Annotated in this window: 20 protein-coding genes and 1 tRNA gene; 7 read left to right on the plus strand and 14 right to left on the minus strand. The window is 61.3% G+C overall.

Annotated features, from left to right (window positions below; translation table 11 throughout):
* Positions 1–101 precede the first annotated feature (101 nt).
* The 6 genes from AF337_RS20530 to AF337_RS20555 form a co-directional block, all read right to left on the minus strand.
* A complete protein-coding gene (locus tag AF337_RS20530) occupies positions 102–401 on the minus strand; it encodes a hypothetical protein (protein WP_049733534.1) in 300 nt (99 codons plus the stop codon).
* A gap of 348 nt (positions 402–749) precedes the next feature.
* A tRNA-Lys gene (locus AF337_RS20535) sits at positions 750–825 on the minus strand.
* Positions 826–1,047: 222 nt separating this feature from the next.
* Positions 1,048–1,959, minus strand: a complete 912-nt coding sequence (locus AF337_RS20540; protein ID WP_049733535.1) for a PhzF family phenazine biosynthesis protein — start codon at positions 1,957–1,959, stop codon at positions 1,048–1,050.
* 234 nt (positions 1,960–2,193) lie between these two features.
* Entirely contained in the window at positions 2,194–2,964 is a 771-nt protein-coding gene (locus AF337_RS20545; RefSeq protein ID WP_049733536.1) for an NUDIX hydrolase, read from the minus strand.
* A gap of 8 nt (positions 2,965–2,972) precedes the next feature.
* Entirely contained in the window at positions 2,973–4,082 is a 1,110-nt protein-coding gene (locus AF337_RS20550; RefSeq protein ID WP_049733537.1) for an endonuclease/exonuclease/phosphatase family protein, read from the minus strand.
* A 645-nt stretch (positions 4,083–4,727) separates the two neighbouring features.
* On the minus strand, positions 4,728–5,495 hold the full coding sequence (locus AF337_RS20555; protein WP_049733538.1) for an alpha/beta fold hydrolase: 768 nt from the start codon (positions 5,493–5,495) through the stop codon (positions 4,728–4,730).
* Positions 5,496–5,712: 217 nt separating this feature from the next.
* Here AF337_RS20555 and AF337_RS20560 point away from each other — a divergent pair, with 217 nt between their 5' ends.
* Together AF337_RS20560 and AF337_RS20565 are read left to right on the plus strand one after the other, a co-directional pair.
* Positions 5,713–6,183 (plus strand): MarR family winged helix-turn-helix transcriptional regulator, encoded by a 471-nt coding sequence (locus AF337_RS20560; protein ID WP_049733539.1) that lies wholly within the window; start codon positions 5,713–5,715, stop codon positions 6,181–6,183.
* Positions 6,184–6,429: 246 nt separating this feature from the next.
* Positions 6,430–7,488: an aldo/keto reductase gene (locus tag AF337_RS20565; protein WP_049733540.1), complete on the plus strand. Its 1,059-nt coding sequence runs from the start codon at positions 6,430–6,432 to the stop codon at positions 7,486–7,488.
* Between the two features lie 145 nt (positions 7,489–7,633).
* Here the strand turns inward: AF337_RS20565 and AF337_RS20570 are convergent, their stop codons facing one another.
* Positions 7,634–8,854, minus strand: a complete 1,221-nt coding sequence (locus AF337_RS20570) for an aminotransferase-like domain-containing protein (RefSeq protein ID WP_049733541.1) — start codon at positions 8,852–8,854, stop codon at positions 7,634–7,636.
* A gap of 317 nt (positions 8,855–9,171) precedes the next feature.
* Between AF337_RS20570 and AF337_RS20575 the strand changes: the two genes are divergently transcribed.
* From AF337_RS20575 to AF337_RS20590, 4 genes are all read left to right on the plus strand, one after another.
* Positions 9,172–10,266 carry a branched-chain amino acid aminotransferase gene (locus AF337_RS20575; protein WP_049733542.1) on the plus strand — a complete coding sequence of 365 codons (1,095 nt, stop codon included), beginning with the start codon at positions 9,172–9,174 and terminating at the stop codon, positions 10,264–10,266.
* 347 nt (positions 10,267–10,613) lie between these two features.
* Positions 10,614–10,862, plus strand: a complete 249-nt coding sequence (locus AF337_RS20580) for a ribbon-helix-helix domain-containing protein (protein WP_049733543.1) — start codon at positions 10,614–10,616, stop codon at positions 10,860–10,862.
* The gene (locus AF337_RS20585; protein ID WP_049733544.1) at positions 10,849–11,178 is read left to right on the plus strand and encodes a type II toxin-antitoxin system RelE/ParE family toxin; all 330 of its coding nucleotides are present in this window, start codon (positions 10,849–10,851) and stop codon (positions 11,176–11,178) included. The genes AF337_RS20580 and AF337_RS20585 overlap by 14 nt, the downstream gene beginning before the upstream one ends.
* Positions 11,171–11,758: a class I SAM-dependent methyltransferase gene (locus AF337_RS20590; RefSeq protein WP_049733545.1), complete on the plus strand. Its 588-nt coding sequence runs from the start codon at positions 11,171–11,173 to the stop codon at positions 11,756–11,758. Before AF337_RS20585 ends, AF337_RS20590 begins: the two co-directional genes overlap by 8 nt.
* 93 nt (positions 11,759–11,851) lie before the next feature.
* Here the strand turns inward: AF337_RS20590 and AF337_RS20595 are convergent, their stop codons facing one another.
* The 3 genes from AF337_RS20595 to AF337_RS20605 all read right to left on the minus strand — a co-directional run bounded on the left by AF337_RS20595 (position 11,852) and on the right by AF337_RS20605 (position 14,443).
* Positions 11,852–12,613: a hypothetical protein gene (locus AF337_RS20595; RefSeq protein WP_152971144.1), complete on the minus strand. Its 762-nt coding sequence runs from the start codon at positions 12,611–12,613 to the stop codon at positions 11,852–11,854.
* Between the two features lie 94 nt (positions 12,614–12,707).
* Complete coding sequence (ilvC, locus tag AF337_RS20600) at positions 12,708–13,727, minus strand: ketol-acid reductoisomerase (protein ID WP_004668557.1); 1,020 nt, start codon at positions 13,725–13,727, stop codon at positions 12,708–12,710.
* A 50-nt stretch (positions 13,728–13,777) separates the two neighbouring features.
* A complete protein-coding gene (locus AF337_RS20605) occupies positions 13,778–14,443 on the minus strand; it encodes a TetR/AcrR family transcriptional regulator (RefSeq protein ID WP_012558289.1) in 666 nt (221 codons plus the stop codon).
* Between the two features lie 170 nt (positions 14,444–14,613).
* Between AF337_RS20605 and AF337_RS20610 the strand changes: the two genes are divergently transcribed.
* Positions 14,614–15,072, plus strand: a complete 459-nt coding sequence (locus AF337_RS20610; protein ID WP_049733547.1) for a hypothetical protein — start codon at positions 14,614–14,616, stop codon at positions 15,070–15,072.
* Positions 15,073–15,087: 15 nt separating this feature from the next.
* Here AF337_RS20610 and AF337_RS20615 read toward each other — a convergent pair whose 3' ends face one another.
* The 4 genes from AF337_RS20615 to AF337_RS20630 form a co-directional block, all read right to left on the minus strand.
* On the minus strand, positions 15,088–16,719 hold the full coding sequence (locus tag AF337_RS20615; RefSeq protein ID WP_049733548.1) for an FGGY-family carbohydrate kinase: 1,632 nt from the start codon (positions 16,717–16,719) through the stop codon (positions 15,088–15,090).
* Between the two features lie 200 nt (positions 16,720–16,919).
* Positions 16,920–17,636: an HAD family hydrolase gene (locus AF337_RS20620; protein WP_049733549.1), complete on the minus strand. Its 717-nt coding sequence runs from the start codon at positions 17,634–17,636 to the stop codon at positions 16,920–16,922.
* Positions 17,637–17,639: 3 nt separating this feature from the next.
* A complete protein-coding gene (locus AF337_RS20625) occupies positions 17,640–18,368 on the minus strand; it encodes a glycerophosphodiester phosphodiesterase family protein (RefSeq protein WP_049733550.1) in 729 nt (242 codons plus the stop codon).
* Between the two features lie 27 nt (positions 18,369–18,395).
* Positions 18,396–19,316 (minus strand): ABC transporter permease subunit, encoded by a 921-nt coding sequence (locus AF337_RS20630; RefSeq protein WP_049733551.1) that lies wholly within the window; start codon positions 19,314–19,316, stop codon positions 18,396–18,398.
* Between the last annotated feature and the right edge of the window lies 1 nt (position 19,317).

Raw genomic sequence — 19,317 nt, forward strand, 5'->3', positions numbered from 1 at the left:
GCCAAAGTAGAACGGAGCGATTTATCGCCCAAATGACAATAAGTTGCAATATAAAACGCTAATAAAACCAAAACTTGATCATTTGCAGCACGAGCTCCGCTTCAGTCCGGCACGTTTAAAGGGTGCTTGAGAACGTAATGAATGACGTCGGATTCGATCTCGGCGCAAACGGTTTCGTATTCTTCAAGAAGCGGACATTGCTCTCCGGAGCGGTCCCTGGACATGCGTTCCACGGTTGCTATTGCTTCGTCATAGGCCTCGAAGAGATCATTCAATGACGACGATTTTGCCGCCAGAAGCTGGAGTCGGCCGCGCATGGCCGGCAGCCTCAGCATGAGCCGCCATAACCCTCTCCGGGCGTCTCCAGAACAGTTCCTATCGGCATCGCTTTGTTTATCCATCGGACTGTCGGCCCCCGGCCCAAAGTTGGTCGATGGATTATGCCCGCGCCTGACAGCCAAGGAAGTACGTTACCGTAAATCCCTACCGGTTTACGTCGGCGTCCGGGCCTTTACGTCTGGACATACAGCAACGGACTCCCGCACGATGCCGGACGGCGGCGGCGAAGGTATTCGGATGGGGTTTCGCTGACGACGGATAAGTCTCGACCCTTGCCAGCCCGCTCGGTGCGGCTTTCCACCATGGCGATCACGCTTACCCCACGTGATCCAATGGTGATCTGGCGAGGTGTCCGTGTTCCACACGCTGATTGAAACAATCAGCTCAACACTTTGATTTACAAGAAAAAATGGTGGGTGATGTAGGGCTCGAACCTACGACCCGCTGATTAAGAGTCAGCTGCTCTACCAACTGAGCTAATCACCCGTCCGCGCTTGGCTGCGCGGTGTGACGGGGCGTATAAACAGGATCGGCAGGCTTGTCCAGCGCATCGGCGAATTTTCTTTGGTTAATCGCGAAGATTTTTCGGCATGGCTGAAATGCAGGGCATAAGCCCGCAAACCGGAAGCGGTTTTCGGCAAGGATTAAGCGCAGATTCAAAGCGATAGAGGGCCACCCGCCTGTCGGGCGCGCGGCCCTCTGATGAAATTAAAGGTCGAGCGTGCCGCTCGCCAGCCGCACCGCCTGGCCGCCGATCCGGGCATTGGAGATCGCCCCGCCGTCGACATCGATATGCAGATGGATGAAGGAGGGCCGCCCCATCTCGACACCCTGCTCGATCATGATCGGGTGATGCCCGTCCGTCAGTCGGTCGAAATGATGGATCGCGCCGGAGAGTGCGGCCGCCGCCGAGCCGGTGGCCGGATCTTCGACGATCCCCATGCCGCTTGCAAACATTCGCGCATGGAACTTCGCCACGTGATTGACGCCGCCGCGGCAATAGACATAGGCCGAAGCAAGCGCACCCTCGACGAAGGGCACGATCTTTTCCCAAAGCTGCGGATCGAATTCCACCCGCTGTGCGGCTCCGACATCGTGCACCGGAATGAGCAGGAAGGGTACGCCGGCGCTCCAGACCGACGGCACGTGATTTTCGAAGCCGATCTCGGTCACCTTCAGCGACAGCGCATCGGCCATGCCGAGCTTGTCGAGCGGCATGATCGCCGGCTGTGATTTCCGCGGCAGGTCGAATTCGGCAAAACTCGCCTCGCCCTCCCTCAGCCGCACCGCGCAGCGCACCGGCCCGACATTTTCCTCAAGCACCGTCACGAGATCGAGCGTCGACGCGCCATGCGCCCGCTCGGCCAGCGCTACCGCCGTGCCGACCGTCGGATGGCCGGCAAACGGCAGCTCACGCCCGGGCGTGAAGATCCTGAGCTTCGCCGCATAGGCGGGATTGCTCGAAGGCTGCACGAACACCGTCTCGGAGAGATTGATCTCCCGGGTGATCGCCTGCATCGCCTCGTCGCTGAGATCGTCTCCGTCGAAGATCACCGCCAGCGGGTTGCCCGCAAGCTTTCGATCGGTGAACACGTCATAGACGCTGTAGCTTCGCGCCACATCGGCCTCCTTGAATCGGTCATCGCGCCGCCAACCTGCCCGACCAAACGGCCGAGTGCAAGGCGCTAAGTCAGATGGATGCAAGGAGCCAAACTGGAGCCTGTCCTTCGAGGCTCCGGCCTTCGGCCTGCAAGCCTCAGTATGGGACGTTGGAGAATACCGCACCTCTCTCCAACCTCATCCGTCCCCGAAGTGGCCTCGAAGGACGAGGTTGACCTTCCGCCCTCGTGCCTCTTATGCGCCCGCCTTGCCGAAATACCAGCTAATCACCGGCAGCATGGCGATGTTATACGGATGGGCCGAGGGATCGGCCGAGCGGATCGCCACCGCACCGGCGATCTCCTTGTCCTCGGCGACCAGCATGTGGGCCTCGATCCGCTTCACCATCTCGGCCGCCGTCATGTCGAAGCGGAAGAGCCGCATGAGCGCTACCGTGCGTCTGGAATAGCTGGCGTAGAGCCCCTGCCCCGCCGCCGCGTCGGCGAGGTCCAGGCCTGTCTCCTCGTGGACTTCGCGGCGCATATTGGCCTCGATGTCGCAGCGCCCGTCGACGATATCCTCCTGTTCCAGCGAGCCGGCGGCGAAATAGACCTGGCCGGGATTGGCCGTATGGGCGCCCATGCGGATCGCCACCAGCGCGCCGTCGGCGCTTTCCAGCACCGGATACGCAAAGATATGCAGGCCGCCCTGACGCTGCGGCTGCCGGCGCCACCACATGAAGGCAGAAAAGGGAGTGACGTAGCCCTCGCCCGCAATCCCCTCTTCGCTGAACGACAGTTGCTGCTGGAACACCAGGCGGCCGTCGAACAGCGCCGGGTTGGCGGCGGTTTCCTTCGCCCAGTTTTCGCGGATCGCCGCCTCCTCGGCGAGGACGAAGGGATGAATGCCGGGCAGGACGCGCAGATCGACCCCGGCGATCGGGAAGACGGTGGCTTCAGGCGGCCAGCCGGCGAAATCATCGGAAAAATCGCTGTTTGCGATATTCAGGTTCAAATTGGTTTTCATGTTCGCTTTCAGGGGAGATCCAGTGTCATGACGACGGGGCAGTGATCGGACGCCTTCGGCCGGTCCCAGCCTGTGCGCGGATAACGCTCCACCTCCTGCCCCGGCGGGAAGATAGTGCGATAGGGCTGGCCGCTGCGGATGATTTCCGGTAGCCGGCCGGCATTGTGGGCGGCGAGCTCCGGCGAAAGCCAGAGATAATCGAGCTGGCAGAGCCACTGCTCCTGCGGCCCGCGGGCGTGGTAGAGCGTCCAGCGGTCGAGGGGATGACGGCGGCGCACGACGTTTTCGGCAAAGCCGTCATGACTGAAGACGTCGAGGGCGCTTTCGGCTTCGTCGTGATGCTCGAAGCGGTAATCGGTACCGCGTCGGCCGATGACATCGACGCGCTCCTGGTAATCGTTCATGTCGCCACAGATGGCGAAACTGTTCTTGGCCGTGTGCCCGGCGCCGAAGCGGTCCTCAATGATGCGGCGCACCGCGCGCGCCTCGGCGCGGCGGATCGGCATTGTCGATTGCCGCCCGTCGAGCCCGTCGCGCGGATTGCCCATCGATTTGAAATGCACGACATAGAGCGAGAACGGCCGACCGCCGATCAGGAGATCGAGTTCCAGGCAGTCGCGCTTGAAGATCTTATCGTCGATGCGGTTGGTGAGCGCCAGCTCTTCGTCGAAGAGATCGAGATCGCGATAAGTCGTCATCGCATGGCTTCTTATATCCCTGACCTCGATCTTCTGGCCGTCGCGCGTTTCCTCGCGCATCAGCACCGCGACATCGATACCGCGGCTGTCATTGCCCTCGACCAGAAATTTCTGCCGATAGCCGTTTCCGACCATGCGGAAGAGATAGCCGTATTCGAAGGCCTGCAGCGCGGCCATGTTGTCGATTTCCTGCAGACAGAGGATATCGGCATCCGCATCGGCGATCGCCAGCGCCGTCATCTGTCTCGTGTCGTCGGTGGCGGCGATCACCCGCGCCTGCTCGAGCTGCTGATAGACGCCCTCGCTCGACACATCGAAAAGCTTGATGACGCGATCCTGGCGCAGCTGGTTGCGGAAGCCGGTGAAATCGAATCGGGTCAGCAGATTTTCGACGTTGAAGGTGGCGAGGCGAAGCGACATGGCGAGAGTCCGGTTGCGGGCAGTACCTTATCCGGCAATCGCACGAGTAAAAGACGGCGGGGCGAAGAAATATGCGGACAAATGCCCTCTACGCCCTAAATATGGCTGGGCGGACTTGAGGTGGCGCCGTCGTGAGGTTGGCTGTGCCCGCCATCAGGACTGCTCGACGAACTCCCGTTGCTCGAACTGCCATGTAATTCGCTTGGCTTAAACGTTCGAGTTTTCCATTCGCCGTCCTGTTTCTGCCGCTCTAAAGATGGGCATCCCTGAAGCACGCTCGCGGCAATCAAAAGAACTCCCGAAAGCGCGAACACGGATCGACGCCTTACTTGAATTGGCATGCAAATATGGTCCCTTAATAGACTGATTATCGCGCAGTTTTTGCTTGATCCACTGCGCTCGCAATAACTTAGCCGTTTGCCTTACATCGTGGACGGCTAGATCGAAGTCAGAAGGGATATTCAACTTTTGGACGATTCGAAAGAAGATAGCCGCAATTTTCAATCTTATATTGTCAAGTTTCACTGCGGCCGCTGCCGCCGACAAGCCATCCTTGCAAACCCAGTCGATCGCGGCCTCGCATGCAGGCTCATGCCTGCCAAAAATCGAGCCACGGCACTTGCGCGCCGTGGTCCTGATCGAACGTTATTTTGCGGCCTCCTCGATGAGGTCTGCCACCTTCTGCGGCTGCGAAACCATCACGACGTGGGAAGCGCCCTCGACCACGACAGTCCGCTTGGACCCCGCCCGCTCGGCCATGAAGCCGAGGGCTGCCGCCGGAATGTTCTTGTCGTCGGTGCCGTAGACAAACCACGACGGCAGCTTCTTCCAGGCGGGCTCGCCCGACTTTTCGTTGAGAGCCGCGTCGGTGACCGGCCGTTGCGCCGCCGCCATCAGGGCAGCCTGTTCAGCCGGCACGTCGCTGGCGAACTGGTCATGGAATTTCGCCTGGTCGATATAAAGATCAACGCCGCCCCCGCTCAGCTTCACCGGCGCCGCAAGCGCGGCACCCAGCGTGCCGCCGGGAAACTTGCCGGCGAGATCGGCAACCGATTCCCCTGTATCAGGTGCGAAGGCCGCGACATAGACCAGGGACTTGACGTTGTCGTGGCCGTTTGCGGCAGTCGAGATCACCTGCCCGCCATAGGAATGGCCGACGAGGACGACCGGACCGGCGATGCTGGCGACCACGTCGGAAACATAGGCGGCGTCATTGGAAACGCCGCGCAGCGGGTTGGCGGCAGCCACGATCGGGAAACCGTCCTTGCGCAGGATTTCGACCACGCCGTTCCAGCTGGAGGAATCGGCAAAGGCGCCGTGGACGAGGACGACGGTCGGCTTGGCCGGCTCGGCAACGGCAGTTCCGGAAAGAAGCGCGCCCGCCAGGGCGACGACAGCAGCAAACTTCAACATTGGTCATTTCCTTTCGTCGGTTCGGTTTGACTTAGATTCGGGGAAGGCGATCACTCGTTTCCGCATCTCCGACGCGGCAGGCCGCTCGCATTCTCGATATCGTATAGTTTGCAGGCTATTTATTTGTGCACGATCTAAATAGGCCAGCGAAGCCGAGACGTCAATAGCTTGCAAATAGATCGCGCACAAATTATATTGATGCCTGAGGAGTAAGGTGATGAACGACGCCACACCAGATGATCTCGCCGACCTGCCGAAGGTGGATGAAATGCTCTGCTTTTCAATCTATTCGGCAGGCCATGCCTTTAACCAGCTTTACCGCCCGCTGCTCGACGAGTTGGATCTCACCTATCCACAATTCCTGGTGATGACCACTTTATGGGTGCATGACGACCGCACGGTGAAAGATCTGGGCGAGACGCTGTTTCTTGACTCGAGCACCCTCACCCCGCTGTTGAAGCGGCTGGAAAATGCCGGCCTCGTCACCCGCAACCGAAATCCCGCCGATGAGCGCCAGGTCCTGCTGCGCCTGACGAAGGAGGGGCACGCCTTGAAGAGCCGTGCCGCCCATGTGTTCGACTGCATCGGAAAAGCCGTCGGTCTCGACGCCACGACCGTCAACACGATTCGGGAAACGATCGCGTCCATCCGCGACAACATTCAGAAGAAGAACAAGGAAGAGACCTGACGCGGCGCGGCGCCCGCGCGTCATCGCCAAGCCCGAACGATTTCCGTCGACAAGCCGATGGCATATTGTACGATCCGTCTGCCGGCGCCCCGCCGCCGGACGCGCGTCGACCGCGGCCGCCGTACGGCCGGAAGATGCCGGCGCTCACAATTTTGCCTAAGCCTCACGCAGGCGTGAACGCGCCGCCATTGCCATTCCGCCGCGCCGAGGTACGTCAATCGTGTTTTCGATGGAGGAGGAATTTCAATGGAATATCGTCTGCTCGGCCGTTCAGGCCTCAAGATTTCGACTTTGACCATGGGCACGATGACCTTCGGCGGCGTCGGATGGGCGAAGACCGTCGGGGACCTCGGCGTCTCCGAGGCGCGCAAGATGATCGATATGTGCATCGATGCCGGCATCAACCTTATTGACACCGCCAATGCCTATTCCAACGGCGAATGCGAAAACATCATCGGCGACGTGCTCTCCGGCAAGCGGCCGCAAGGCGTGCTGCTTGCCACCAAGGCCCGTTTCGGCATGGGTGACGGCCCGAACGACCAGGGCCTGTCGCGCTACCACCTGATCCGCGAATGCGAAGCCAGCCTGAAACGCTTGAAGACCGATGTCATCGATCTCTATCAGGTGCATGAATGGGACGGCCAGACCCCGCTCGAAGAGACGATGGAAGCCTTGAACACGCTGATCAGGCAGGGCAAGGTGCGTTACGTCGGCTGCTCGAACTATTCCGGCTGGCACATCATGAAGGCGCTCGGCATCGCCAACGAGCACCGCTACCAGCGCTTCGTCAGCCAGCAGATCCATTATACGCTGGAAGCCCGCGACGCCGAATATGAGCTGCTGCCGATCTCGATCGACCAGGGCCTCGGCGTGCTGGTCTGGAGCCCGCTTGCCGGCGGCCTGCTTTCCGGCAAACACCGCCGCAACCAGGCCGCACCCGAAGGCACGCGCCAGTTCGCCGGCTGGACCGAACCGCCGATCCGCGACGAGAACCGCCTCTGGAACATCGTCGAGACGCTGGTGGCGATCGGTGAAGAACGCGGCGTCTCGGCCGCTCAAGTGGCGCTCGCCTGGCTGATCGGCCGCAAGGCGGTGACCTCGGTCATCATCGGCGGCCGCACCGAAGCCCAGTTCCGCGACAACATCGCCGCCGCCGAACTGAAGCTCACGGACGAGGAGCGCAAACGCCTCGATGCCGTCAGCCTGCCGCCGGTGATCTATCCCTACTGGCACCAGCTGAACACGGCGAGCGACAGGCTTGGTGAAGCCGATCTCGAGCTGTTCGGCCCGCATCTCCAGCGATAGACGGTCACCACGGCACCGTGGCCGGCAGTATCGGTGACGGCAAGAGCGAAACGGCGAACGGTGGACGACGATCTTCTGATTGGCGCTGGCTGGCTCCCGCTGGGGAGAAGGGACTCGTGGCAGCGTATCGCCCAACCTACAACAATCAGCCGCCGATCTCGGCCGAGATCAGCGCGCCCAGGCGGCCGATACCGTCCTCGATCATCTGCTCGTTGGCGCAGGAGAAGCTGACGCGGAACGTGTTGGCGCCGGAACCGTCGGCGAAGAAGGCTTTGCCGGGCACGAAGGCGACCTTGGCGGTTTCGAGCGATTTCGCCAGAAGCTTGGCGCCGTCCATACTCTCCGGCAGCGTGATCCAGATGAACATGCCGCCTTCCGGCTTGGTCCAGCTGGTGCCTTCGGGCATGTATTTCTCGAGCGCGGCCAGCATGCAGTCGCGGCGCTTGCTGTAGGCGGCCTTGATCTTCGCGACCTGCGCGTCGAAGCCGCACTCGGCGACATCCGATATCGCCATCTGGTTGATCGTCGAGGAATGCAGGTCGGCGGCCTGCTTCATCAGCACCAGCTTACGGATGACGGGGGCATTGGCGACGATGAAGCCGACACGAAGGCCGGGCGCCAGCGTCTTGGAAAAGCTGCCGCAATAGATCGTGCGCGTATCGTTGATATGGCCCTTTTCGGCGATCTCCAACGCCAGGATCGGCGGGATCGGATCGCCGTCGTAACGCAGCGACTGATAGGCCGCGTCTTCGATGACGGCGACGTCGAGGTCTTCGGCCAGTGCCAAAACCTTCCGGCGGCCCTCAAGATCGACCGTTTCGCCGGTCGGATTGGAGAAGTCGGCGGAGAGATAGGCGAATTTCACCTTGCCGCCGGCTGCCGCTGCAGCCGCACGGTAGGACTCCGGTGTCCGGTTGCCGTTCGGCGTCAGCTGGTCGTAGGCCGGTTCATAGGCGTTGAAGGCCTGCAGCGCACCGAGATAGGTCGGCCATGTGACCAGCGCGGTATCACCAGGCGACAGGAACAGCTTGCCGAGATAATCGAGCCCCTGCTGCGAGCCGGAGACGATGAAGACATTGTCGAGTTCGCAGGGGATACCGAGATCGGTCATCTGCCCGATCAGCCATTCGCGCAGCGGCTTGTAGCCTTCGCTGACCGAATATTGCAGCGCAGAATTGACGGCAGCGCCGTCGAAGATATCGGCATAGGCCTGCTTGAACTCCCGATCGGGAAACAGCGCCGGATCAGGAATGCCGCCGGCAAAGGAAATGATATCGGGCCGGTCGAGAAGTTTCAGGAGCTCGCGGATCTCGGATGCGCGCATGCGCGACGAGCGCGACGCAAACATGGTGTCCCAGTTCAGCATGGGGTTTCCTCGTATTTTCTATTCCTGACAGATGACCACGCCAGGAAATTTATGTCAACAATACTGACCTATTTTCTTGTCATGGTGACATGTTGGAATCGTATATTCAAAAGCCTTTGGATGATCGGGATTTCAGTTGATGCAACCGCCATCCGATATCGAAGGCGCCCGGTTGCGAATTTGCTGCTCGACGTCAGCCACATCAAGCGATTATTCCTCTGATCAAAGTCGAAACCGGCTGATTCAGACCCTTCCAAGACCAGCTCGGCGGCGGTAGTGTCGCCGCCACTATTCAATTTACTATCAAGGTGCCAGAAATGACGTCAGCCTCTCCTGAAATCAAAATCGAACTCCACAAGTCTCCCGTCCCGGACGCCGATCGCATTCAGGCACTCGAAGCGCCCGGCTTCGGCAAGCTCTTCACGGATCATATGGTCCTGGCACGATGGACTGCGGACAAGGGCTGGCACGATGCAAAGGTTACGCCGAGGCGACCCCTGGAGCTCGATCCTGCGAGCGCCGTGCTGCACTATGCTCAGGAAATCTTCGAGGGCATGAAAGCCTACAAGGCGGATGATGGCCGGATTCTGCTCTTTCGGCCTGAAGAGAACGCACGCCGCTTCGCGCAATCGGCGACCCGCATGGCGATGCCTCCCGTGCCCGAAGAACTCTTCCTGAAGGCGGTCGAAGAACTGGTCCGTGTCGACAAGGCCTGGATACCCACAGGCGACGCCAGCCTCTACCTTCGCCCCTTCATGTTCGCCAACGAGGCGTTTCTCGGCGTTCGTCCGGCTCAGGAATATGTCTTCTGCATCATCGCCTCTCCGGTCGGCGCTTACTTCAAGGGCGGCGCGAAGGCGGTTTCCCTATGGGTCGAGACCGAATATACCCGTGCGGCCGCCGGCGGCACAGGCGCCGCAAAATGCGGCGGAAACTACGCAGCCAGCCTCGTGGCGCAAGCCGAGGCGACCAAAAAGGGTTGCGATCAGGTGGTCTTCCTTGATGCCGCAGAGCATCGCTGGGTCGAAGAACTCGGCGGCATGAACGTCTTCTTCGTGATGAACGATGGATCGGTGGTGACCCCGCCCCTTGGCGGCACGATCCTGCCGGGCATCACCCGGGCTTCCGTGATCGTGCTCGCCGAAGAAAGGGGCTTGCGTGTCGAGCAGCGCCCCTACTCGTTCGCGGAATGGCAAGACGACGCTGCCAGCGGCAGGCTCGTCGAAGCGTTCGCTTGCGGCACTGCCGCAGTCCTGGCGGGCATCGGCCTGGTTCGACATGCCGGCGGTGAGTTTCTGGTCGGAGACGGACAGACCGGCAAGTTGACCAGCGAACTGCGCCAGCAACTCGTCAGTCTGCAGAAGGGCGTAACGAACGATGAGCATGACTGGACGCGCCTCATCCCGAGCTGAACTTCGGACGTTCCACGCGACCGGCGGCGTCAACACCGACAGGTGGGCGCCGCTCTCCGTCGCCCGCAAAGCCGTCGGGCTAGGAGATATAGTCCGTTCTCGCCGGAGCGATCAATGTATCGTACCGACGATCGTGCAGCTCGAGCTTACCACCATGATGCGGATATTCTGACCTGCGACGCCGATTTCAAGGATTTCGAACGCGGCGTCTATATCGATAAAAAAGACTGACCTCGATGTGACCCAAGTGTTCGACGGCGGCGCATAACGCTTCTATCATAAAGTGGGAAATGGTAATCTGGCATCGGGGACGCCGAAACCGGCATGGACGGACGGCACTGAATTCAATGGCGAAAATGACGATCTCCCTTCCGGATAATCTGACGGACTACGTCGCACGCCGTGTTGCAAGCGGCAGATATAGCAGCGCCAGCGCCTATCTGGCGGAACTCGTCCTGAAGGATCAGAACCACCGCAAGCTCGATGACGAAGAAGTGCGCGAGATTCTGAGGCTGGCTGAGGAAAGCGGCATCAGCGACCGGCGCATTGCCGATATTCTGATGGAAACAAAGGCGAAGCTGCGTGACCACCTATAGGCTGACCCGAACCGCAGACGCCGTGCTGTCGGGCATCGACGAATATGCCAGCCTGCATTTCGGCGAGGCGCAGGCGGATGCCTATCTTCTCGATTGGGACAGGATTTTCGTGCTTCTTTCGCGCGTGCCCTCCATGGGAGATGAGTGCGACGAACTCGGCGCCGGCCTCCGCCGCCTCCTCCACATGCGCCACGTCGCCTTCTACCGCGAAATACCGGACGGTATCCTCGTCATCGATATCATCGGCGCCGACCGGCTTCCCGAAAGACATCTTCAATCCAAACGACGCTCCCCGACGGCCGACCCGCATGCCTAGTGACAGCACCTCCGCCTTTTACGAAGAAAACGCCGAGACATACGCCAACCGGGCGCGCAGCCTGCCGAAGCAGCAGCTCGATGCCTTCCTCGCCGGTATTGCATCGGGTGGCGCAATCCTCGAACTCGGCTGCGGTGGCGGCCAGGACAGCGCCTACATGCTGTCGCAGGGTTTCGACGTGACACCGACGGATGGCTCAGCCGAGCTTGCCAGACAGGCGGAAGCGCTGATCGGCAGGCCTGTGAAGGTCATGCTGTTCCAGGAGCTCGACGCCGACAGCGCCTTCGACGGCGTCTGGGCGCATGCAAGCCTTCTCCATGTCCCGAGGCTTGAGCTGCCCGATGTCTTCGCCCGCATCCGCCGGGCGCTGAAAATCGGCGGCCTCCTTCACGCAAGTTTCAAGGCGGGAGACGCGGAAGGCCATGACGGCTTCGGGCGCTACTACAACTACCCCTCCGCCGAGTGGCTGTCGGAGCTTCTGACGAAGGACGGCTGGCGCAACCTCGCCATCGCCGAACACGACGGCGGCGGCTACGACGGCAAGCCGACCCGCTGGCTGACAATCAGTGCGGAGCGGTAGAGGCAGAGGTCCGAAACCATTTGATCGGAACTGTTTCACGACCTTGAACCGAAAAACGCTCGCTGTGCAAGGATCGGAGGCCTCCCGAGATTATCACTCCAGCGTTTCAACGCGAAAAGGCAAACGCCGCAACTCTCCGATTTCGTCGAGGAGGCGATCGACGATCCAATGCCGCTGCGGCGGCATCGCATCAATCAGACCGATAAATGCATTTTCAACGATATCGCTCTTGATCCATTCGAGGACAAGATGACGATCTGCCGATGCGATGTCCTGCCAGAACCCCGTGCCCCTGTAGAGGCTTTTGAGATCAGCGCCGGCGAGTTGCAGAAGGGCGTTCGGCGTCGGCTGCTTCAGCCACAGATCAAGGCATGCCCGGAACTGAAGATCGAGCTTCGCCATTGCGACTATCCAGTCCCAAGCCGATGCATCAAAATCGGGATCCTGCAACCTCTTATAGGCCCAGGCCGAGTAGAAGAAATTCGCGATTGCCGTCCGCTCGGCTACCGGCCATTGCTGCCAGTCGCACGATAGAAGCTTGGAAGCGATGATGGGCGGCTCGAAACCATATGCTGACGCGCCCAAGACGGCGCAGTGGAGAATACGCGGCAGAAAGTGCCTGAAATCATCGACCGAGCCGACGGTCGTTATCGCACTTGCCGCATACGGGCCGAGTGCCGCTGCATCGATCTCTCGCAAAGGCGCCGACCTAAGGGCCGCCAGAATTTTCTCGGCATCACGGAGCGGTGAAGCGTCCAGCGAAGATGGAAACGGATATTCGAAGAATGTGGGATAGAGGGTCTTAAGGCTATCTTCCAGGTCCTGCTTTGCCGTCAGCACAATCGTTTCAAGCACGTCAGATCCCCTATGGCAGCTTCGACAACGGACCAATAGCAAAAGAGGCCGGAGCTTTCACTCCGGCCTCTTTTGTTTATTTCATCGGAACCGCTTAGTTCACGCTCTTGTCGACCAGCTTGTTCTTGCCGATCCAGGGCATCATCCCGCGCAGCTTGGCGCCGACTTCCTCGATCTGGTGGCTGTCGTTGTTGCGGCGGATGCCCTTGAAGCGGGCCGCACCCGACCGGTATTCCTGCATCCACTCGGAGGTGAACTTGCCGGTCTGGATGTCCTTGAGGACACGCTTCATCTCCGCCTTGGTTTCTTCGGTGATGATGCGCGGACCGGTGACGTATTCGCCCCACTCGGCTGTGTTGGAGATCGAGTAGTTCATGTTGGCGATGCCGCCTTCATAGATCAGGTCGACGATCAGCTTCACTTCGTGCAGGCACTCGAAATAGGCCATTTCAGGCGCATAACCGGCTTCGGTGAGCGTTTCGAAACCGGCGCGGATGAGCTCGACGAGACCGCCGCAAAGAACGACCTGTTCGCCGAAGAGATCGGTTTCGCACTCTTCGCGGAAGTTGGTTTCGATGATGCCGGAGCGGCCGCCGCCGACGCCGCAGGCGTAGGAGAGCGCGAGTTCAAGCGCATTGCCGGACGCGTTCTGGTGAACGGCAACCAGGCAGGGAACGCCGCCGCCCTTCTGATATTCGCCGCGAACCGTGTGGCCCGGGCCCTTCGGCGCGATCATGACGACGTCGACCGAAGCCTTCGGCTCGATCAGGCCGAAGTGAACGTTGAGGCCGTGAGCGAAGGCGATGGCAGCGCCGTCGCGGATGTTCGGCGCGATGTCGGCCTTGTAGATGTCGGCCTGCAGTTCGTCAGGCGTCGCCATCATCATCAGGTCGGCCCAGCCGGCAGCTTCGGCAACCGTCATGACCTTGAAGCCATCGGCTTCGGCCTTCTTGACTGTGGGCGAACCGGCCTTGAGGGCGATGACGAGGTTCTGGGCGCCGCTGTCCTTCAGGTTCAGCGCATGGGCACGGCCCTGCGAACCGTAGCCGATGACGGCGACCTTCTTGGCCTTGATGAGGTTGAGATCGGCATCACGATCGTAATAGACGCGCATTTGAAGTTCCTTCCCTTGTGCTTGTCTTGTTGACTGTCATTAAGGCGAAATCAGCCGAGAACCGGCATCTCCGCCAGAACCTTGTCCGTGCCGTAAAGCCGGAGGAAGGCGGTCACCGCCCTCTCCGCTTGACGCGCGGTATCCTTGAGGCCGGGTTCCCCGAGCAGCATGCGCACATGCAGGTCGGAAACAACAAGGCCGTAAAGCGTGTGATAAGCCTCATCGGCATCGGAAAACCGCAGCAGCCCCGCCCTCTTTCCGGCATCGATCAGCGCCATGGCGCGGCGGTCGATCTGCCGGCGGCCGCGCTCCAGCAGCAGCTTGCCGAGCTTCGAACCGTCGCGGTTCGATTGGCCGATCGCCAGCCGGTTCAGCGCCAGCGAGACGTCGCCGGCCAGAACCTCCAGCAGGTCGCGCGCGAAAATGACCACATGGTCATGCAGGCTCGCCGCCGTCAGCCGCTCGCCGTTGCGCTCGAAGGTGCGCACCTTGCTTGCCTGATAGGCAATCATCGCCGAGAGCAGACCGTCGCGATCGCCGAACCACTTGTAGAGGCTTTCCTTGGAGCAATTGGCGGCGCGCGCCACCCCCGAGGTCGTCAGCGCCTTCTCGCCGCCATCGACGAGCAGCCGCAGCGCCTGCTCCAGAACGGCGTTCTGGCGCGGCGAAAATTCGCTCGGCTCTGCAGTATCGACGGACACGGTCACGGCTCCCATATACGTACCGTACGGTACGGTTCGTGAAGTTTATGCGACAAACCAATCGAGCCGTCAAGCAGGCCCGGCAGATTTTTATACGGGAAAGCGCCGGCAGACGCCAGAATGGGATAGGCGCGCATCCGTCAGCACCGCATAATGTCACCCCATGCCATTGCCGGGAGCTTTCCATGTCGCGCCTGCCTGCCGCCCTTCTCTTTGCTGGAGCAATAGTCCTGGGAGCACCGCTCCTAAGCGCCGGCGCCTTCGCGCAGTCGGAAAACGAGGTCTATAATCGCATCGAGGAATTACACGGCGATGCCGCGGGCTTCGACCGGCCGCTGCGCCAGCTCGTTGTGGCGATGCGCTCCGGCGACGCCGAGACCATCGCCGGCCTTACCGAATATCCGCTGACCGTCAAGGCCAACGGCGAGACCTATGATGTCGAGAACGCCGAGGATTTCGTCGAGAATTTCGACGATCTGGTGACGCCGGAGACCCGCCGCGCCGTCGGGCATCAGCAATATCAGGATCTCTTCGTCAACAGCGACGGCGTCATGCTCGCCAACGGCGCCGTCTGGATGGGCGCGGTCTGCGACGACAACGCCTGCCAAGAGAGCCACTGGGCGATCATCGCCATCAATAATTAGCGTCGCGCAGCAATGTCAGCCATCGCCGCGAAGCTTGCGCGCCAGCGTCTGAAGTTCCTTGAAGGCTTCGTAACGCTTGCGGTGGAGATCGGAAATCTCACCCTCGGACGGCTGAAAGCGTGTTTGCTCCCTGGTGAGTTCGCTCATCGCCGCGCGCACATCGGCAAATTGGCGGCCGGCGACGGCGCCGAGGATGGCCGCCCCGAGCAGCACCGGCTCCTCGGCCTTCGTGGCGACCACCGGCTTGCCGCTCGCATCGGCGAGCACCTGGCGGACGAAATCGTGCTGGCCGGCGCCGCCGCTGATGACGATGGTTCCGACGTTGACGCCCGCCTCGGCCTGCGTTTCGATGATCTGCCTGAGGCCGTAGCCGATGCCGCAAAGCCCGGCGATGTATAGCGCAACCAGGCTGTCGAGATCCCGCTCCATGCCGAGGCCGGCGATAACAGCCCGGGCGTGCGGATCGGCAAAGGGCGCGCGGTTGCCGAGGAACTCGGGAACGACGTGCAGCCCGGCCGCCAGCTTGACCGCATCGGAAGCACGGCCCGCCTTGCCGGCGGCAATGTCGGCAAGCAGGACCGGCAGCGCAGTGCCCGCGCTCGTCGCAAGCTCCCTCGCCTCGCCGGCCGCCGGATGGAAGGAGAGGAGCTGGTCGATCGCCGCGCCGGCGGCACTCTGGCCGCCCTCGTTCAGCCAGAGGCCCGGCACCATCGCCGAATAGTAAGGACCCCAGACGCCGGAAACGAAAGACGGTTCCGCCGTCGAGGTCATCGTGCAGGAGGAGGTCCCGAAGACATAGGCAAGATTGACCTGCGGATCGGCGCCGACGGTTCCGACGCCGCCGGCATGGGCGTCGATCAGCCCGGCCGCGACGGCCGTGCCCGGGACCAGGCCAAGTTCATCAGCTGCCGCAGCGGTCAGTCCCTGGCCAAGCGCCGACCCCGGCTCGACGATGGACGTGCCGATGCGGGCAAAACCTTCGTCTGCCAGCGCACCGAGGCCGACCTGATGGAAATAGCTGCTGTCCCAGCGCTTTTCATGGGCGAGATAGGTCCACTTGCAGGTGACCGTGCAGGTCGAGCGCGACAGGTCGCCGGTCGCCCGCCAGGTCAGGAAATCCGCGAGATCGAAGAATTGCCAGGCGGCGGCGAACACCTCGGGACGGTTTTCTCTGAGCCAGAGAAGCTTCGGCGTTTCCATTTCGGGAGAGATACGGCCGCCGACGTAACGCAGCACGTCATGCCCAAACGCATTGATGCGCTCCGCCTGTCGGACAGCGCGGTGGTCCATCCACACGATGATATTCCGGTCCGGATCTTCCGAGGGCCCGACGGGCAGCGGCTTGCCGCCTTCGCCGAGGACGACGAGCGAACAGGTGGCGTCGAATCCCAGCCCCACCACGGAGGCCGGATCGACGCCGGCTGCGGAAACCGCCTCTCGCACGGCCGCGCAAACGGCGCTCCAGATTTCGCGGCTCGACTGCTCGACGATGGAGCCGGCTTCATGAAACAGGCTGATATTCCGCTTGGCGGAGGCAAGCATGCTGCCGGCCATATCGAACAAGCCGGCCCGGGCGCTGCCGGTGCCGACATCGACGCCGACGACATAATTGGCGCCGGCTTCCGGGGTATGAGATGTGTCGCTCATGGTCTCTCGTTTCAGATCGCCAGGGATCGGGGTTGATTGGCAGCCGCGGCCGATTTCAAAGGTTCACTATATCCGGAGAGATCGCCCATCCAGGGACGCTGACATTACGCGGTCGCGACAGCATGGCAAGGACAGCGAGGCGCGAGCCAAGCGACGCCCGACGGCATTGAGAGCCAAAGCCGCATGCGAGACGATCGCCGTCATAGCCTCTCTCCGACATTTTCCAGAATGGCGGCGAGCTCCACCGCCCCTGTCGCAACGGCGACCGCTCCGGCAGCGTCGAGCACCGCACGGCGGCCAGGTCTCGGATCGGCCGGGTCGACGAATCCGACCGCCGTCATGCCTGCGGCTACGGCTGCCGCAATGCCATGAGCGCTGTCGTCGATCATGACGCATTTGGCGGGACAGGCTCGAAAGCGTTCAGCGCAATGTAGCAGGAGATCGGGCGCCGGCTTCGGCCGCGGCACGACTTCGGCGCTGAAGACGTCCTCGCCGAACGCGCTCCACAGATCGAGTTTCCCCAGGCTGTTGCGAAGCCGTTGCATCGTACTGTTCGACGCGACGCATTTCGGCCGGTTGAGATTATGGACGATGGCGGAAATGCCAGGAATGGGCGTCAGCGAGCGCGCGAACTCCTCGAACAGATTGAGATGCCAGGTCTCGAACAGCGCGGCGATATCGACTATCCCGTAATCGCGCCGACACATTTCGGCGATGATGCTTTCCGAATTGCCGGTGAATTTGACATGTGCCTCCGCTGCGCTGATCGCGATGCCGGCGCCTTGCAGCGTTTCCGCCAAAGTGCGGCTGGCGATCGGCTCGCTGTCTATGAGCACGCCGTCGCAATCGAAGATCACGAGGTCGATGCTGTCCATGGTGCCCGTCATACCGGGATGATCGATGCGGTTATCGAGCATGCGTCACCCCCGCGCCCGCAAGGCGAGATCCGGCCGGTCGGTGGTGATCTGCCGGATCGGTTTGGCAAGCCAGTATTCGAGATCGCTGATTTCGTTCGGAACCCAGGCGCCGAGACGGTCGAGCGGCACGAGCTGGGTTATCTCATCCCAGTGCGCCTGAAGCAGCGACTTTTCGACGGCGATGATATCCGAGCATTGCGTCATCAGGCTGAGGCCGCTCGTCAGACCAAGACGCTCGGCCGACTTGGCATCAAAGGACGACAAAGTCCGGATGCCGGGAGCAACCTTGCGAATGTCGGCGAGCACGTCGGGATGGAAGCTGGTGAGAACCGATCGCTCGGCCAGACCAAACCGCTCGACGGCGGCGAATGCCTTGGCGGCAAGCCCCTCATACGGCGTTCCATCGGCATGGGTCTTCAGTTCGATGTGAAGTTCGAGCGCTGTATCCTTGAAAACGGCAAGCACCTCTTCCAGCGTCGGGATCGTCTCCCCGTCGCTCTGCGTGAGGCTGATTTCACGGTGTTTTCCGAGGCTGAGGTCGGCGACCGGCCCGCGCGCATCCGTGGTGCGCTCGAGCGTCGGGTCGTGAATGACCAGCATTTCTCCCGATCGTGTCAGGTGGATGTCGAACTCCACGCCGTCGACCGGCATTTGCGCAAGTTTTCGGAAGCCCGAAAGACTGTTTTCAGGCCAGAGATTACGGCCACCGCGGTGGCCGATGATATGCACCATCGTCTAAATATCCTTGAGATCTTCGTGTTATTTTCCGGAGTCCACCAGCCCCTTGGTGAACCAGCGTTGCATGAAGAGAATGACCGCCGCAGGCGGAAGCATGACGAGCAGCGCCGCGCTCATGGCAATGTTCCAGGCCGGCGCCGAGTCCGAGACCGGAACGAGTTGCTTCAGCCCGAGCACCGCCGTTCCCATCTCCTTGTCGGTGGTGAACAGCAACGGCCACAAATACTGGTTCCAGCCGTAGAGAAACAGGATGATCGACAACGCCGCTATGTTGGCGCTCGACAGCGGCAGGAGGATATCCTTGAAAAATTTCAGCGGACCGGCGCCGTCGAGCTTGGCCGCCTCGCAAAGCTCATCGGGAACGGTCAGGAAAAACTGCCGGAACAGGAAGGTTGCGGAGGCCGAGGCGATCAGCGGCAGGATCAGGCCGCTATAGCTGTTGACCATATTCCATTTCAACGAGGCTTCCATGCTGTATCCCGTCAGTTGTTCGACGACACCGGACAGACCGATCGTCGCAGCCAGCCAGCGAAGCGGCCCGGCAGCATCGGCGACCGCTTCATAGGTCGGGATGATGCGGACCTCGACCGGAAGCATCAGCGACACGAAAATGAGCCAGAACGCCGTCATGCGAAACGGGAAGCGGAAATAGGTGACACCGAAAGCGGCGATCAGCGAGATCGCCAGCTTGCCGATGACGATGCCGGCGGTGACGATGATCGAATTCAGGAACAGCCGGGAGAATTCGCCCTGCTGCCAGGCGGCAGCCAGGTTTTCGAAGAAATGCGAGCCCGGCATGACCGGGAACGGCGTCTGCTGAACCTCCTGTAAGGTGAGCGAACCGGCGACGAAGGCGAAGTAGAGCGGCAGGCAGACGAAGACCGCGCCGATGAGCAGCACCGCGTGGCAGAAGATCGAAAGACCGAGATGACGTTCGGGCATG

It is taken from the genome of Rhizobium ecuadorense (genome assembly GCF_001187535.1).
Classification (GTDB): domain Bacteria; phylum Pseudomonadota; class Alphaproteobacteria; order Rhizobiales; family Rhizobiaceae; genus Rhizobium; species Rhizobium ecuadorense.